Source organism: Streptomyces johnsoniae (assembly GCF_031845565.1).
Classification (GTDB): domain Bacteria; phylum Actinomycetota; class Actinomycetes; order Streptomycetales; family Streptomycetaceae; genus Streptomyces; species Streptomyces johnsoniae.
The window spans coordinates 61395-77060 of the sequence record NZ_JAVREV010000023.1; the positions used below are offsets into that span (position 1 = coordinate 61395).

General features: G+C 74.4%; 12 protein-coding genes. 7 read left to right on the forward strand and 5 right to left on the reverse strand.

Features of this window, described 5'->3' with window-relative positions:
* Positions 1-44: 44 nt before the first annotated feature.
* Together RM779_RS30555 and RM779_RS30560 are read right to left on the reverse strand one after the other, a co-directional pair.
* Positions 45-2633: an NACHT domain-containing protein gene (locus RM779_RS30555; RefSeq protein WP_311621036.1), complete on the reverse strand. Its 2589-nt coding sequence runs from the start codon at positions 2631-2633 to the stop codon at positions 45-47.
* A 108-nt stretch (positions 2634-2741) separates the two neighbouring features.
* Entirely contained in the window at positions 2742-5876 is a 3135-nt protein-coding gene (locus tag RM779_RS30560; protein WP_311621037.1) for an NACHT domain-containing protein, read from the reverse strand.
* Positions 5877-6505: 629 nt separating this feature from the next.
* Between RM779_RS30560 and RM779_RS30565 the strand changes: the two genes are divergently transcribed.
* From RM779_RS30565 to RM779_RS30585, 5 genes are all read left to right on the forward strand, one after another.
* Positions 6506-7390 (forward strand): arylamine N-acetyltransferase family protein, encoded by an 885-nt coding sequence (locus RM779_RS30565; RefSeq protein ID WP_311621038.1) that lies wholly within the window; start codon positions 6506-6508, stop codon positions 7388-7390.
* 121 nt (positions 7391-7511) lie between these two features.
* Entirely contained in the window at positions 7512-7718 is a 207-nt protein-coding gene (locus RM779_RS30570; protein WP_311621039.1) for a hypothetical protein, read from the forward strand.
* 84 nt (positions 7719-7802) lie between these two features.
* Positions 7803-7961: a hypothetical protein gene (locus tag RM779_RS30575; protein ID WP_311621040.1), complete on the forward strand. Its 159-nt coding sequence runs from the start codon at positions 7803-7805 to the stop codon at positions 7959-7961.
* A 3-nt stretch (positions 7962-7964) separates the two neighbouring features.
* Positions 7965-8576: a DNA-3-methyladenine glycosylase I gene (locus RM779_RS30580; protein ID WP_311621041.1), complete on the forward strand. Its 612-nt coding sequence runs from the start codon at positions 7965-7967 to the stop codon at positions 8574-8576.
* A 104-nt stretch (positions 8577-8680) separates the two neighbouring features.
* Positions 8681-9085 (forward strand): YunG family protein, encoded by a 405-nt coding sequence (locus RM779_RS30585; RefSeq protein WP_311621042.1) that lies wholly within the window; start codon positions 8681-8683, stop codon positions 9083-9085.
* Positions 9086-9444: 359 nt separating this feature from the next.
* Here RM779_RS30585 and RM779_RS30590 read toward each other — a convergent pair whose 3' ends face one another.
* Complete coding sequence (locus RM779_RS30590; RefSeq protein WP_311621043.1) at positions 9445-10419, reverse strand: AraC family transcriptional regulator; 975 nt, start codon at positions 10417-10419, stop codon at positions 9445-9447.
* A 243-nt stretch (positions 10420-10662) separates the two neighbouring features.
* Between RM779_RS30590 and RM779_RS30595 the strand changes: the two genes are divergently transcribed.
* Entirely contained in the window at positions 10663-11088 is a 426-nt protein-coding gene (locus tag RM779_RS30595; protein WP_311621044.1) for an ATP-binding protein, read from the forward strand.
* Here the strand turns inward: RM779_RS30595 and RM779_RS30600 are convergent.
* Positions 11046-11936 carry a helix-turn-helix transcriptional regulator gene (locus RM779_RS30600; protein ID WP_311621045.1) on the reverse strand — a complete coding sequence of 297 codons (891 nt, stop codon included), beginning with the start codon at positions 11934-11936 and terminating at the stop codon, positions 11046-11048. The two genes, RM779_RS30595 and RM779_RS30600, sit on opposite strands and share 43 nt — an antisense overlap.
* 81 nt (positions 11937-12017) lie before the next feature.
* Between RM779_RS30600 and RM779_RS30605 the strand changes: the two genes are divergently transcribed.
* The gene (locus tag RM779_RS30605; protein WP_311621046.1) at positions 12018-12851 is read left to right on the forward strand and encodes an NAD(P)H-binding protein; all 834 of its coding nucleotides are present in this window, start codon (positions 12018-12020) and stop codon (positions 12849-12851) included.
* Between the two features lie 79 nt (positions 12852-12930).
* Here the strand turns inward: RM779_RS30605 and RM779_RS30610 are convergent, their stop codons facing one another.
* Positions 12931-15609, reverse strand: a complete 2679-nt coding sequence (locus RM779_RS30610; RefSeq protein WP_311621047.1) for a BTAD domain-containing putative transcriptional regulator — start codon at positions 15607-15609, stop codon at positions 12931-12933.
* Between the last annotated feature and the right edge of the window lie 57 nt (positions 15610-15666).

Consider the following 15666-nt stretch of genomic DNA (forward strand, 5'->3'; position numbering starts at 1 on the left):
CGGAATGTCCCCGCGGCCCGACGGGCCGCGGGGACATTCCCGTGTCAGGAGTCCTGTTCCACGGTGATCCCCGCGGGCACCCCGTGCACCGGCCCCACGTGGTGGCCGAGGCGCAGCGTCGTCAGCCGGGGGAACGCGGCCAGCCAGTCGAGGCCGCGCCGGGCATCGTGGACCAGCAGGTAGAGGTGGGTCAGCGGCTGCGCTGCGAGGCCGTCGATCAGCTCGTCCGGGGTGAGCCGTTCCGCGACCTTGACGCGGGCCCGGCCGCCGAGGCGTCGCAGGGCCGCCAGCTCGCCGAGGTCGGTGACCGTGAAGTACAGGCCGGCGGGGTTCAGGTGCGCGATGATCTCGTCGGCGTACCGTTCGGTGTCGAAGCGCCGCCACGCGCCGGCCAGCTCCGCCCGCACGGCGAGGGAGGGGTGGGAGCGCAGCCGCGCCAGGTAGTCGATCGCCGCGTCGTCCCTGACACCGGTGGCGGTCGCGGCCAGCAGGAGCGCCTTGCGGTCCGGCACGCCCTCCGGGTCCGGCAGCAGCTCCAGGGCGATCGGCCCGATCCAGCCGAGGCCGCGGGCGCTGGCGACGCTCTCCGGCTGGACCAGGAAACGGGTGCGCTGGCGGACCATCTCGCGCGCCTCCGGGCTCATCTCGGTGGCGTGCTCAAGGCAGGCGGCGGCCAGCAGCTTGCAGTACTTGGCCTCGGCCGGGCGCAGCCCGGGCTTCGCGGACACCAGGTTCTCGATCATGCGGGCGCACTCGTCCGGGCGGGCCAGCGAGATGGCCATGCGGATCACCTCGTCCCAGTCCGGGCGGTGCGCGTTGTTCACCAGGAACGGGAAGTCGTGCCGCTCCACCGCCTCCTTGGCGCTGAGGTAGTCCTGGAAGGTGCGGTGCACGAAGTCGACGGAGTCGGGCGTCGGCATGCGCAGCAGCCCGGTGCGGTGCAGCAGGTGGTCGAACAACTCCTCCGCGGTGCCCTGCCCGCCTGCGCTCGGGATGGCGGGCAGGTGGCCCGTGAGGATGTCGACGGCGGTGGCGCGGTCGATCTCGGACCGGTCGTTGAGCAGCATCCAGTGGGCCAGCTTCTGCAGCAGCCGCTCCTTGGCCTCCCGTTCCAGCACGATGCCGTCCGCGTCGACCTCGCGCTCCGGATCGCGCCGTTCGAGCAGCATCGCGAGCGCCGCCTTGTACAGGGCCTTGCGCCCGCGCGGCAGGATGCCGTTGCGGTCGCGGTTCAGCGCGCAGATCAGGCCGCAGAGCAGCGGGTTGGTGGCCAGGCGGCGCAACTCGCGGATGATGCGGACCGAGTGCAGCAGCTTGCGCTCGTACTCGGGGAGGCGGGCGTGGTCCCGGCCGCCGTCGTCGGCGGACGCGGCGTGCCATATGCGGATGAAGCGGTCGACCTGCTCGCGGCTCATCGGGGCCAGGCTCAGCTCGGTGAAGGACTGCGCCGCCAGCCAGTTGTCGCGCACGGCGGACGGGCGGCTCGTCACCAGCCACAGGTTGCCGGGGAACATCCGCAGCAGCCGGTCGAGCTGGCGCCTGATCTCCTCGCGGCGGTCGGCCGGCGCCTCGTCGATGCCGTCGATGAGCAGCAGCCCGCGGCCGGCCTTGAGCACGCGCACGGCCCAGCCGTTCGGCTCGGCACCGGCCAGCGGGTGGCGGGCCGCCGCCAGGAACTCGGCGGGGGCGGGGAAGTCCCGACCGGCGAAACGGCGCACCGGCAGCACGAACGGAATCCGGCCGCGCATGCCCGTCAGCTCGCCGGACAGCCGGCCGGCCGCCGCGGACACGGCGAGCCACTGCACCAGCGTCGTCTTCCCCGCGCCGGCCATGCCGCGCAGCAGCACGCGCTCGGACCTCGCGAGGGCCTGGTCCACGGGGATCGGCGGCTGCGGGCCGCCGGGCCCCGGGTCCTCCCCGGCGCCGGCGCCCGCGACGTCGACGCCCAGGTGCAGGTAGGTGGCGCTGAGGGACCAGCTGTCGGGCGAGTTGGTGAAGTCGACGCCGACGATGGTGAGTTGGTCGTGCAGCTGGACGAGGCTCGCGGTGTACTCGGCCTCGAAGGGGTGATCCTCGGCGGCGGGCCCCGGCGTTCGCGTCAGCAGGCGGATGACCTCCTCGATCCGTCGGCTCTGCTCGACGAGGGTCCTGGGCACGAACGTGGACCGCTGGGTGAAGAAGTGCAGGATGTGGACGCTCGCGCTGTCGATGAGCCGGTCGTGCAGCAGCGCCCCGTCCGCCGACAGGCCGCGGCAGGCGTCCGGCGCCCTGGTCCGCAGCAGCCCCGCGAACCGCTCCGGGCCCAGGCCCACGGCCTGGGCGTCGTCCATGTCGAGCGTGCCGAGCCCGTGCAGGGTGCGGGCCACGGCCTCGGCGACGGCGGTCCGTTCCGCGGCGGAGAAGGGATCGTGCGGACCGGTGGACTGCTCGGCGCGCCGCACCAGCTCGTCGGCCAGGCGGCGCAGGTCGCGCTCGGTCAGCGTGCGCTTCTCGCCGGTGAAGGAGACGAGGGCCGAAATCCGCACCGGCCGCTCGGCGAGCCCGGCGCCGGGGCCGTCCTGGCGGAACAGCCGCTTCACCAGCGGCGTGAACGCGGTCGCGGCGATGCGCAGTCCGATGGCTCCTGTGTCCATCTGTCCCAGCGTAAGTCAAATGCGTTCGGATCGGGGCGAGTTCGGCAGCGGTGACGTATCGGCACCGGTGACATGTCGGCGCCGGTGACATGTCACCGGTGGCGCCGTTCAGTAGCGCCGGGCCTCGGGGGCCGCGATCTCGACGTGCTCGGGAACGCCGTGCGCCGTGCTCGGTGAGAGCACGTGGAGCGAACGGAGACCGGGCAGCCCTTCCAGCGGCAGGAAATCGGTGGCGTCGTTGTTGACAATGAGCGTCTCAAGACCGGGGAACACCAGGACGACGTCGTGGAGCATGTCCGGGGTGAACGGCTCCACGCGGTCGTAAGGGAACAGCTGTACGAAGGTGACCTGCGGCAGCACCGTGCCGGTGCGCGCCAGTCCGCGCACCGCCTCGACGTGCGTGGTCAGGTGCGTCAGCTCCGTCAGGCCCGCCAGGGTCCGCCCCTCGGCCGCGGTGAGGGGCCGTTCGGCGAAGTGCAGGGCGAGACGGACCAGCCCCGGCCAGGCCCGGAGGCCGGTGAGTCCTGGCAGCTCGGACGGCAGTGTGAGCGAGGTCAGGGGCGCGTGGCGGGGCAGCCGGTCCAGCGAGTCCAGCTCGTAGAGGGAGCCGATCGTCAGCTCATCAAGGCCGTTCAGCTCCCCGAGGCCGCGCGGCAGCGGCCGCACCGTGTCGCTGTACAGGCTCAGCTCGCGGAGCGGCCCGTCGGCCAGCGGCGAGAGATCCGCGATGCGCGGGCAGTTGTCGAGCAGCAGCGATGCGATGCGGTCCGATCCGTTCAGAAATGCGATGTCGGTGATCGTGTCGCAGTCTCGCAGCCGGAACGTGGTGATCGGCCGGCCGGTCAGGAAAGCGACGATGTCGGCTTCGGCGAAATCGCCGCGCAGATCGAGCCCGCTCAGTCGCGACAGGGATCGCAGGTGGTGCAGCTCGGCGAGGGTGTGCGCCGGGAACACCTGGCCGTCGGCATGCGGCAGGTGGGCGACGATCTCGTCGAAGTATCGGTCGGTGTCGAAGCGGTGCCAATGCGCGGTCAGGAGATGTTGCACGAAGGGCGCCCGATGATCACGGAACGCGCGCAGTTTGACCAGCGCGCCGTCCGTCGGCGTCCGGGTCAGCGCGAAGACGACCGCGTCGGCCTCCTCCTCCGTCAGTCCCTCAGGACCCGGCAGCAGGTCCATCGCCACCGACCCGACATCCGCGAGCACCCGGCTCTCGTCGCGCACCCGCGGTGGAACGAACCGCCGCGCCCGTTCGATCACTTCGGCACGCACCGTCGGCTGCAACTGGGTGGCGTGCTCCAGACAGGCCATGGCGAGCAGGTGCAGGCGTACCCGGTGCTCGTCGTCGCTGTCGCCCCGCGCGACGAGAGCGGAGAGCAGTTCGCCGCGCTGCACCGGCTGGGCATGGGCCACGGCCATGCGGACGACGTCCTCCCACTGGTCCTCGTGCGCCTTGGCGACCAGGGCGGGGAAGTGCTGCCAGTCCACGATCTCGCGGGCGCCCAGGTAGTCCTGGAAGGTGCGGTGCACGAAGTCGAGCGCGCCGTCCGACGGCTCCCGCAGGAGCCCGGAACGCTCGACCAGATGACGCAGCACCTCGGGCGCGGGCCCCAGCTCGTCGCCGCGGTGGATGACCGGCAGGGCATTCGCGAGCAGCGAGGCGGCCAGCGATGTGGACAGCTCCGAACGGCCGTTCGTGATCAGCCAGTACGCCAGCTTCTGGAGCAGCGAGATCTGCGTGTCCGCGTCCAGCACCAGCGCACCGCGCGGCGGGTCGGGGCGCTCGCGGTCGCGCCGTTCGAGCAACATCGACAGCGCGGCGTCGTACAACGCCTTCCGGCCGCGCGGCAGGTGGCCGTTCCGCTCCCGGTGCAGCGCGCAGATCAGGGCGCACATCAGCGGGTTGGTGGCCAGGGCGGCCAGGTCCTGGCGGGCGTGCACCAGGTCGAGCAGCGCGGCCGCGTCCGCCGCCGTCCCGCCGACCGCGCGGTGCCAGCGCTGGACGAACGCCCGCACATCGGCCTGCCGCATCGGGGCGAGGACCAGTTCATGGAAGTCGGCGGTGTACAGCCAGTCCTCCCGGACGGCCGAGGGGCGCGCGGTGACCAGCCACAGGTTGTCCGGGTACGTCGCGTGCAGGCGGCGCAGCCAGCGGCGCACCGGCTCCCGTTCGTCCTCCGGTATCTCGTCGATGCCGTCCACGAGCAGCAGGCCACGGCCGGCGGCCAGGACGCGGTCCGCCCACCGTTCGGGCTGCGCGCCGGCCAGCGGGCAGTCGACGGCGGCCAGGAAGCCGCCGGGGTCGGGCAGCGCCCGGCGGTCCCGGGTGAGTGTGCGCATCGTCAGCACGAACGGGACCCGGCCGAGCAGGTGGAGCAGGCCCTCCTCGGGGTCCTGGCGGGCCGCGGTGACCGCGAGCCACTGGACCAGCGTCGTCTTGCCCGACCCGGCGTGCCCGCGCAGCAGGACGCGGCTGACGCCGCTCAGCGCGCGCTCGGCGCGCAGCGGCGCGGCCTCTTCCCGGCCCTCGGCCGCGGCGGCGGTCGGCCGGGCTTCCAGGCTCAAGTAGGCGTCGTCGAGCGGCCATTCGCGGGACTGCTGGAGGTCGAGGCCGTAGATGGCGAGGCGGCCGTACTCCTGCGTGACGTAGCGGCCGTAGCGCCGCTCGAACGTGGCGTCCTCCGAGGGCTGGTGCGGGAGGCGCTCGGCCAGCAGGTCGGTGACGCGGACCAGCCGGTCGAGCTGACTCGACTGTTCGACGAGCGTGCGGGCGACGAAGGTGGACCGCTGCGTGAAGAAGTTGAGCACGTGCAGGCAGGCCGAGTTGAGCAGGCGTTCGTAAAGCAGGTACGCGTCGTCCGCCACGGGGCCGTCGGCGGGCAGTATCAGCTCGTGGGCGAGGATTTCGTGACCGAGCCGCACCGCCTGGATGTCGTCCATGTCCAACTCGCCGAGCTGGAGCAGGGAACGGGTCAGCAGATCCGTCGCACGTATCACCGTGTCCGGCGAGGGCGCGTCGTGCGGGCCAAGGGCGCGCACCGCCTGGCGCGCGACCTCGGCGCTCAGCTTGCGCAGGTCGCGTTCCGCCAGCTTCCGCTGTTCGCCGCGGAACGACACGAGCGCCGAGATCCGCACCGGCCGGTCGACGAGTCCCGCACCCGCGCCCTCCTGCCGGAAGAGCCGCTTCACCAGCGGGGTGAACGCGCTTGCCGCCAACCGGAGTCCGAGACCTGCCGCTTCCATGGGGCGAGCGTAGCCGGGCACCGCTTCCGGTTCCGGGCCGCCGCCGCTCGGCGTGCCTGGCGTGCCTGGCGTGCCTGGCGTGCCTGGCGTGCCTGGCGTGCCTGGCGTCCGGACGGTGGCGGGGGTGAAGCAGGCGCCGTCCAAAGGGGAACGGCCGCCGGGGAGTTCGCGGGCGCCGGGCAGGCGTAGGGTGTTGTCCCCAGCCCGTTCACCTGGTCGAAGGGGCCCGGCAGGTGCGGCCCGTGCGGCGCTTGCGGCCCGTGCGGCGCGTGCGGCGCGGACGTGCCGGTTTCCGTGCCGCGCCGGACGGGGCCTGGCGGCTGCGTCCGCGATCGGGCCGCCGGGTGTCGACCAGGGGCCGTCGCCCGGCGCCGCCTGCGCCGTGCCGCGGGGAGCGGCCCGCCGCTGAGCGTGAGCAGAGCCGCACACGTGACGAGCGGCCGGCCCGCGTGCCCGGCCCGATTCGGTATCGGTGTTCCATGTGCGCATTTCTTTTCCCGGTTTCCTGGAGGAAGGAGTGGGAGCGCTCCCAAAGGGGGGAGAATGCTGGGGCGCGGGGAGGAACTGTCAACAGGTGGCGTAGGGCATGTGCGCAACGCTTGTCGTGGGAGGCGGTTGATGTGGAGAAGATGCAGAAGACCGATGTGCGCCGGTACCTCCGCCGGCTGGGGGTGCCGGACCCGGGACGGCCGTCCCTCGCGGCGCTGGGCGCCGTGCAGGCGGCACATTTGGAACGGGTGCCGTACGAAACGCTCGATATCCACCTCGGCCGGATCACGGCGGTGAGTCCGGCGGAGTCCGTGGCCCGCGTGCTGCGCGGACGTGGCGGCTACTGCTTCCACCTGAACGGTGCGCTGGCCGCCCTCCTGCGCGCGCTGGGCTACCCGGTGGTGTGGCACCGCGGCGGCGTCCACGCGAACGCGGCGGCCCCGGCCCCCGGCGCCGACGCGAGCCACCTGGCGCTGACCGTCACCTGCGAGGGCGAGGAGTGGCTCGTGGACGTCGGTCTTGGGGACGCGCCCTACGAGCCGCTGCCGCTGCGGACCGGCACCTGGCGTCAGGAGCCCTTCGCATACGGGCTGCGGCCCTCGGCGGCCGAGCCGGGCGGGTGGCGGCTCGACGTGACGGACGGCGTCACCTGCGCGGGCATGGACTTCTCGGCGGAGCCCGCGCAGCCGGGGGACTTCGCGGCGCGCCACAGGGAGCTGTCCACCGCGCCCGACTCGCCGTTCGTCCGTACCGCCTCGGTGATCCGCCGGGACGCGGAAGGGGTGGACATGCTGCGCGGCTGTGTCCTGAGCAGGCGGGACGCCACGGGGCGCAGAGAGCGCGAACTGACCACGGCGGCAGACTGGTTCTCCGCGCTGGCCGACATCTTCGGGCTGACCCTCGCGGACACGGACGAGGGGGAACGGGCCGCCCTCTGGCGGCGGGTGCGCGGCAGGCACGAGACCTGGCGGGCGACGCAGGACGCACCGCGGCGCGCGAGGGGGGACGCGGTGGCCGCGGGCTGAGGCCCGGGCCCGGGGCGCGCGCCCCGGGCCCCGCGCCCCGGGCCTCGGGCGCTGCGGTCGCCGAGCGGCGCGGACCGTCCGAGGATGGAAGGGCCGGGAGACAGAGCGGAGGTGCGGAGGCATGCTGCATTTGATGCGCGCCGAGTACGAGGAGGAGCGGCCGGAGACGGTGAAGATCTGGCACATGGTCCGGGGCGAGGGCCACGTCGCGATGTGCGGACGGGCGCTCCGCGAGGACGCCGGAACCCTGCCGGACGGCGAGTGGGGCAGCACGGCCGAGCCCGACTGCCACAGCTGCGGCGCCCTCTACCTGCGCGAAGTGCCGTAGCCCCCGGCGCCCGGCCGCTCTCCCGGCGGGGGCGGCTCGTGGTGAACGGGACGGGCCTTCGCCGGCCTCGGCCGCGTCGTCCGGGTGGCGGTCGACGAGGAGCGGGAGCCGGACCGGGAGCGGGAGCCGGAACGGGAGCGGGAGCGGGAGCCGGAACGGGAGCCGGAACGGGAGCCGTGGCGCGGGCACGCCGGGCAGCGGCCGGGGCCCGGCTCGTTGTCAGAGCCGTCCGGCACACTCTGAGACATGAAATCGACGCCTGCCATGGCCGGTCCGGACGGGCTGCTGCGCTGCCCGTGGGGCGTGGGCCCGGAGGACTACCTGGAGTATCACGACAGCGAGTGGGGGCGCCCGGTCCGGGGCGACGACGCGCTGTTCGAGCGGCTGTGCCTGGAAGCGTTCCAGTCGGGTCTCTCCTGGCTGACGATCCTGCGCCGCCGGGAGGGCTTCCGTTCGGCGTTCGCCGGGTTCGGCATCGCGAAGGTGGCCTTGTTCACCGACGGGGACGTGGCCCGGTTGCTGGGCGACACCGGCATCATTCGCAACCGGCTGAAGATCGAGGCCACGATCGCCAATGCCAGGGCCATCGCCGAGTGGGCGCCGGGCGAGCTGACGGAGTTGATCTGGTCGTACGCGCCGGAGCCCGCGGACCTGCCCGCGCCCCGGGGCACGGCCGACATACCCGCGACCACGCCTGAGTCGGTGGCGCTGTCCTCGGCGCTGAAGAAGCGCGGCATCCGCTTCGTCGGCCCCACGACCGCCTATGCCCTGATGCAGGCGTGCGGCCTGGTCAACGACCACCTCGCCGCCTGCCACGTGCGCCGGGCCGCCGGAGCGGCGACGGGCGCGGAGGGCTGAGGCGGGCCGCGGCCCGGCCCGGTCAGGACAGGTCCGCCGGCGCCCCGGCCGAGGGGCGGTGGCACGGCCCGGGGATTGTCAGTGCCGGGTGGCAGGCTGAGCACATGGCGCCGTGGACTCTCACCGACATCGCCGCCGCCCTCCGCACCGGCTGGGCCGCGGACACCTGCTCGCCCGACGACATGCTCCGCTCCCCCTGGAGCCCGGACAATCCGGCGTGGGGACACTGCGACATCACGGCTCTCGTCATCCACGACATATTCGGCGGCGATCTCGTGCTCGGCGATGTGCACCTCGGCGGCCGCCCGGTCGGCCACCACTGGTGGAATCGCCTGCCCAACGGTGTGGAGATCGACCTGACCCGTGAGCAGTTCCGGCACGGTCAGACCATCTCCCGCCCGCGGGCCGTGCCGCGGCCCCCGGGCCCGCCGCGTCGTCGCCGCGAGGCGTACCGCCTGCTGCGTGCGCGGGTCGCCGACTGCATCGGGCCGCTGCCGGTGGCCGCATGAGGGCCGCCGGGCGACGGCGCGGGGCAGGGCATGCGGGGCGTGCGGGGCGAGGGGCCCGATGGGCTCTGACTGGTCCCGGCCGCTCGGTGCCCGCGCCGTCGCCCGGCACGTGGCTGCTCGGCGCATCTCTTCGTGCGGGCATACACCGGGCCACACGCCGGGCCATACGCCGGGCCGGACGCCGGGCCGTCCGTCACCGGGAGCCGCAGGCTCGCCGGTTTCCACAGCCTGGGGATGTTCTCCGGGACGTTCACCGGACGCGCCGCACCGCGTGCGGCCGCCGTGCCCGCTTCGAGCTGGTCGAACGGCCGGTCCGGTCCCGAGCGCCCGCCGGTGATGACTGGCTGGTGCGGCCCGCGCTACGTGGTCGGCCGGGGCGTTCCGCGCCCGGCGTGCTCCCGCCGGTAGCGGCCCGGCGCGGTGCCGTACTCACGTTTGAACGCTTTGGCGAAGGCGAATTCCGAGCGGTAGCCGACGCGTTGGGCGACTGTGCCGAGCGGCGCGTCGGAGTCGCGCAGCAGGCGGCCGGCGATGGTCATGCGCCACCACGTCAGATAGGCCAGGGGCGAGGAGCCGACGAGCGCCGTGAAGCGCTGCGCGAACACCGAGCGCGACAGCCCGCCGCACGCGCCCAGGTCCTCGACGGTCCAGGTGCGGGCGGGCTCGGCGTGGATGGCCTCCAGGGCGCGGCCCACCGCGGGATCGGTGAGGGCGGCCGCCCAGCCGGCGGGCTCCTGCCGCCCGCCGGCCCAGGCGCGCAGGACGTAGGGCAGCATCGCGTCCACGAGCGCGGGCACGATGCCGTCACGGCCCGGGCGCCGTTCGTCGAGTTCCGCGCCGAGCAGCTCCGTTATGGAGTGGAGCGCGCCGTGCCGCCCGGGGAGGTGCAGTATGTCGGGCAGCGCGCGCATCAGGGGGTGCACGCGGGAGCGGGACAGCTGATACGCGCCGCACAGCAACACCGTGCGCGGTCCGGGGCCGTCGATCTCCAGGTGCCCTATCGGTGCCGATGGCTCCTGCCGCGCGGGGGCGACCTCGGTCAGTGGGCCCGCCGGGTCGTGGGCGAGCCCGTGCGCGCGGCCGTCCCGCAGCAGGAGCACGTCGCCCGGTGCCAGGGCGAGGGGCGCTGCCGCCGGACCGGCCGCCTCTTCCGGCCCGTTCGCCCCGTTCGCCCCATCCGGTGTCACCAGCCAGCAGGTCCCGCGGAGTACCACGTGGAACGCGGCCCCTTCGGTGGCGGGAAACCTCAGCCCCCAGGGAGCGCGCACCTCGGCGCGGGCCGATACGGAGCCCCCGGTGCGCATCGCCGCGAGGACGTCTGCCAGGACATCCATGTCTGTGACCCTATCGCTGACGGTCCGGCACCACAGGAGGATTGAACATGTACTCGGGACTCGCAAATATTCATCGTCCGGCACATGCGGTCCCCTTCGCATCGCGCACCCCGCGCATGCGCCCGGCGCGCGCGCCACGGCGCGCGCCACCGCGTGGGGACGAACCACATCTCCGCGGTTGGCGCGGGCGTGACGAGGCACTCGTAGTGGTGTGCGGCTTTCTGAGCAACCGAGGAGCTTCCTATGTGTCTTGTCCCCACGCGGTCCGGGACCGCCGACTTCACCTTGCGTTTCCCGGCGCACCCCGTGTGGGTGCGGAACGCCCGTCAGGCGATGCGCACCGCACTGTCAAGCGCCGTCCCGGCCAATGCGGAACTGATAGAGACCGCCGTCCTGTTGACGTCCGAGGTCGTGAGCAACGCCATCAAGGCGTCGCTCGACTGCCCGTCGCCGCCGCCGGTCGACGTGCACGCCTGCTGGTCGCCCGACGGTGACCTCCAGGTCAACGTCCACGATCGTGCCCCCGGCGAGCCACACCTGCCGGACCAGGCGCCTCCCTCGGACGACGAGCGAGGGCGCGGCCTGCTGCTGGTGACCCGTTGCGCCCGCAAATGGGAGGTCTGTCATCACGTGCCCGGCTCGGGCAAGACGGTCTGGTTCCAGCTGTAGACGCCGTCCGCGTCCCCGTCCCGGTCCGCGCCGGACGCCGCGCCGCCGCGCAGCACCGCCGCCCGGTGCTCACTCGGGCTGAGCCCGCGCACCCGCTTGAACGCGGCGCTGAAGCCGAACGGATCGGCGTACCCGACGCGCCGCGCGACGGCCGCGACCGTCGACGCCGGGCTTTCGGCCAGCAAGTCCGCGGCCAGGGTCATCCGCAGGCCGGTCAGATAGGCGAGCGGAGCTTCGCCGACCGCCTCGGTGAAACGCTTCGCCAGCGTCGTGCGCGATACTCCCGCCTCCGCCGCCAGCGCGGCCAGCGTCCAGGAACGCTCCGGGGACCGGTGCAGCGCGATCAGCGCGGGCCCCGCCACATCGTCACCCAGCGCCCGGTACCAGCCGGGCGGTTCGGCCCCGGGCCGGTCGAACCAGTCGCGCAGCGTGCACACCAGCAGCCAGTCGAGCAGCCGGTCGACCACGCTCTGCCGCCCCGGCCCCTTCCGCGTCAGATGGGCCGCCACGTAGTCGCGCATCCCGGCGCAGTCGTGATCGTCCGGCACGACCAGCATCCGCGGCAGCACGCGCAGCAGACGGTGCTGCATCTCGCCGCGCAGCCGGCACCTGCCGACGAGCAGCGTCATGTCGCCGCTGGCGTCGAACGGTTCCGGGCCGCGGACGATCGCCGTCTCGCCGAGCCGCAGATCCCGGCCCGCGAGGCGGCCCGCCCCGCGCAACGGGACGCACAGGGTCATCACGTCGCCCGCGCCGAGCCGGGGCGCGTCCGGCGGCGTGAGCCGCGTCAGGTCGACCACGGCGCCGTCGGTGCACACGCCGCGGAGCAGATCGTCGAAGGGGTCCATGAGCCCCAACCGTACGGCCGGGCATGCGCCGCGAACGGCCGGCCATGGGCTCGGCCGCCGTGAACCGCGAGTCTTGAGGGCATGAACGACAATGACATTCTGGTGCTGGGCGCGACCGGCAAGACCGGGCGACGCGTCGTGCGCGGGCTGCGCGCCGAAGGACTCGACCCGCGGGCGGCATCCCGTTCCGGGGACGTGCGCTTCGAGTGGGAGCGGGCCGACACGTGGAAGCCGGCGCTGACCGGCGTGCGCGCCGTCTACCTCGTGGCGCACGACGACCCCGCATTCGCGCCCCCTTTTGTGGACCTGGCCGTGGCGGCGGGGGTCCGGCGGTTCGTGGTGCTGTCCGGGCGCGGCATCGAGGCGTCCAGGGCCGCCGGTTACAGCCTCGGAATGGCGGAGGCGGAACGGGCCGTCACCGCCTCCGGCGCGGAATGGACGCTGCTGCGGCCGAACAACTTCAATCAGAACTTCGACGAGGACGACCTGTGGCGGGAACCGCTGCGGCGGGGACGGATCGCGCTGCCCATCGGGGACGTGCCGGAGCCGTTCATCGATGTCGAGGACATCGCCGAGATCGCCGTGTCCGCGCTGACGACGGACCGGCACGTGGGTGAGGTGTACGAACTGTCGGGAGCGGACGACCTGTCGTGGCGCGGAGCAGTCGAGGTCATCGCCGGTGCCGCGGGCCGGGAGATCCGCTACGAGGAGCTGACGCCGGAGCAGTACCGCACGGAGCTGGCGGCCGGGGGAGTGCCGCCGGTCTTCATCGACGTGCTGGACGGCCTGTTCGCCCTGCACCGCGCGGGGCACACCGCGCAGCTCGCGGACGGCGTGCGGCGCGCGCTCGGGCGCGAACCGGTCCCGTTCGCCGACTGGGCCGCCCGCGCCGCCGCCGCCGGAGCGTGGACGTGAGCCGGAGCGTGGACGTGAGCCGGGGCAGGAACGCGGGCCGCGCGCGGGCGTGAACGCCGGGGCGTGCGCGGCGGCGGGGTCACCGCGCCGGGTCGAGCGCCGCGGACACCGCCGCGGTGACCCGGTCCACGTCGCCGCGCTCAGCGGGCGACGGCGGCGCGCCCGCCCCGGCGCGCGCTGCCGCCGCCTCTTCGAGCAGGCGCGCCGCCGTGCCGCCGTCGCCCGCCAGCGCGTGTGCCCCCGCAAGCCCTTCGAGCGCGTAGCCGACCGCCCGCGCGTCGCCCGCGGCCCGCGCCGCGGCGAGGGCCTTGCCGTGCCGCGCCAGCGCCTCATCGGGGGCACCGCGCAACTCGGCGGCGAAGCCGAGCTCCGTCAGCACCAGCGCCTCCACCGTGAGGAAGCCGTCCTGGCCGCACCAGTCGAGCGCCGCGTTCAGGTGCCGCTCCGCCGGTTCGAGCCGCCCGGTCCTGCGGGCCACCAGGCCGAGACCCAGCTCGGCGAAGGGGCGTCCCTCGTACGGGGCGGTCCTGTCGAGCAGCCCGAGCCCGGACCGCCACGCAACGGCACGTTCCCGCGTGTCGGAGGGCAGCGCCTCCCCGCAAGGACCCGCGGCCGAAGGCCCGTCGTCGTCGTGGGGCGTGCTCTCGCCGACGACGCCGAGCGCGTCCGCCAGCGACCTGTCGGCCTCGCCGCACCGCCCGCGCCGCACCCAGTACCAGGCGAGCGCGGTGACCAGCCGCAGCGCGAGCGCGGCGTCCCGCCGCAGCAGCGCGCCGTCGAGCGCCGCGCGCAGGTTGCCCGTCTCGGTGTCGAGCACGGCGAGCCACTCGCCCTCGCTGCCGATCCGCTGATACGTCTCGGCGCACTCGGCCAGCATCGTGTAGTACTCGTCGCGCCGGCGCACCACCTCGGCGTGCTCGCCGGCCTCGCGCAGCCTCTCGATCCCGTACGCCGCGACCGATTCGAGCAGCCGGTACCGCGGGCCGTGCTCCGTCTCGGTCATCGTCACCAGGGATCGGTCCACCAGCCGGGCCAGCGGCTCCAGCACATCGCCCGGCTTCTCGGAGACCACCCCGCCAGGCCCCTTCCCGAACGACTCGGGGCCGCCGTCCGAGCAGACCGTCTCCACCGCGTTCAGCGAAGCGCCGCCCGGGTGCACGGCCAGTCGGCGCAGCACGGCGCGCTCCGGCCCGTCCAGCGGCTCCCAGCTCCAGTCGAGCACCGCGCGCAGCGTGCGCTGGCGCGCCGGCGCGTTCCGCGCGCCCTGCGTGAGCACCCGGAACCTGTCGTCCAGCAGGCCGGCCAGCCGCTGCACGCCCAGCGCCCGCACGCGGGTCGCGGCCAGTTCAAGCGCGAGCGGTACCCCGTCGAGGCGCCGGCAGACCGCCGCGACGGCCGCCGCGTTGTCCGCCCCCAGGGCGAACCCGGGCGCGGCCGCCGCCGCCCGCGCCGCGAACAGCCGGACGGCGCCCGCCTCCTGGACCGCCCGCGGCGCCGCATCCGGCGGTGGAACGTCCAGCGGCGGAACGGTCCACAGCGCCTCGCCGGAGATTCCGGCCGGCAGCTGACTCGTCGCCAGGACCCGCAGCCCCGGCGCGGCCCGCAGCAGACGTTCGGCCAGCTCGGCGGCCTGCTCGATCACGGGCTCGCAGCCGTCCAGCACCAGCAGCCGTTCGCCGGGCCCGAGTTCCGCCGCGAGCCGGTCGCCGTGCCGCGCGCCGAGCGCCGCGGCGACCGCGTCCGCCACCGCCTCGGGCCGCGCGGGCGCCGCCGCCAGCTCCACCAGCGCCGTGCCCTGCGGGAACCGGTCCGTCAGCCGGTCGGCCACCGCGAGCGCGAGCCGCGTCTTGCCGACCCCGCCCGGCCCCGTCAGCGTCACCATCCGGTGCGCCGACAGCAGGGCCGCCACCTCGTCGACCGCGCTCTCCCGCCCGATCAGGCCGTTCAGCGGCGCGGGCAGCACCGCACGCGCCGGGCGTCCGGGCGGCGCCGCGGGCGGTGCGTCGAGCAACGGGTCCTGCCGCAGCACGGCCTGGTGCACGGCGACCACCTCGGGCCCCGGGTCGGCCCCCAGCTCGTCCCGCAGACGCCGCCGCAGCTCCTCGAAGCTCTCCAGCGCCTCGCCCTGCCGCCCCGTGCGGTACAGCGCCTTCAACTGAAGGGCCCGCAGCCGTTCGCGCAGCGGATGCCGGGCCACCAGACCGGTCAGCTCGGGCAGCAGCGCGTCGTGCTCGCCCAGCGCGAGGCGCGCGTGGGCGCGTTCCTCCTGGGCGGCCAGCCGCTCCTCCTCAAGGCGCAGGATCGCCGGACGGGCGAACGGCGCGTCCGCGAAGTCGGCGAACGCGGGCCCCCGCCACAGCTCCAGCGCCTCGTCCAGCAGCGCCGCGCGGCGGCGCGGATCGGCGCCGTACGACCTGACCTGCGCCAGCAGCTCCGCGAACCGGATCGCGTCGACCTCCGCTCCGGATACCCGCAGCGCGTAGCCGGACGGCCCCGACACCACCAGGTCCCGGCCGCCAGGACCGGCCGCCTCAAGCGCCCTGCGCAGCTGCGACACTTTCGCCTGGAGCGCGGCGCCGGGGCGGGTGGGCAGCCGTTCGCCGTCCCACACGTCGTCGATCAGGCGGGCCGCCGGCACCGGCCGGCCCTCGTGCATCAGCAGATTCGCCAGCACCGCCCGCACCTTCGCCTCGGGCACCCGCACGGCGCGCCCATCGTCGGCCGTCACCCGAAGTGGTCCCAGAACCCCGAAACGCATGCCGTCACGGTAACCCGCACGGCCCACGCACAGCCCACGCACAGCCCGCGCATGGTC

Excerpts from the sequence above, each read along its gene's own strand:
- RM779_RS30610 (WP_311621047.1), bottom strand. The coding sequence starts at position 15,609 with ATGCGTTTCGGGGTTCTGGGACCACTTCGGGTGACGGCCGACGATGGG.
- RM779_RS30560 (WP_311621037.1), bottom strand. The coding sequence starts at position 5,876 with ATGGAAGCGGCAGGTCTCGGACTCCGGTTGGCGGCAAGCGCGTTCACC.
- RM779_RS30595 (WP_311621044.1), top strand. The coding sequence starts at position 10,663 with ATGTGTCTTGTCCCCACGCGGTCCGGGACCGCCGACTTCACCTTGCGT.
- RM779_RS30570 (WP_311621039.1), top strand. The coding sequence starts at position 7,512 with ATGCTGCATTTGATGCGCGCCGAGTACGAGGAGGAGCGGCCGGAGACG.
- RM779_RS30555 (WP_311621036.1), bottom strand. The coding sequence starts at position 2,633 with ATGGACACAGGAGCCATCGGACTGCGCATCGCCGCGACCGCGTTCACG.
- RM779_RS30580 (WP_311621041.1), top strand. The coding sequence starts at position 7,965 with ATGAAATCGACGCCTGCCATGGCCGGTCCGGACGGGCTGCTGCGCTGC.
- RM779_RS30605 (WP_311621046.1), top strand. The coding sequence starts at position 12,018 with ATGAACGACAATGACATTCTGGTGCTGGGCGCGACCGGCAAGACCGGG.
- RM779_RS30590 (WP_311621043.1), bottom strand. The coding sequence starts at position 10,419 with ATGGATGTCCTGGCAGACGTCCTCGCGGCGATGCGCACCGGGGGCTCC.
- RM779_RS30585 (WP_311621042.1), top strand. The coding sequence starts at position 8,681 with ATGGCGCCGTGGACTCTCACCGACATCGCCGCCGCCCTCCGCACCGGC.
- RM779_RS30600 (WP_311621045.1), bottom strand. The coding sequence starts at position 11,936 with ATGGACCCCTTCGACGATCTGCTCCGCGGCGTGTGCACCGACGGCGCC.
- RM779_RS30565 (WP_311621038.1), top strand. The coding sequence starts at position 6,506 with ATGCAGAAGACCGATGTGCGCCGGTACCTCCGCCGGCTGGGGGTGCCG.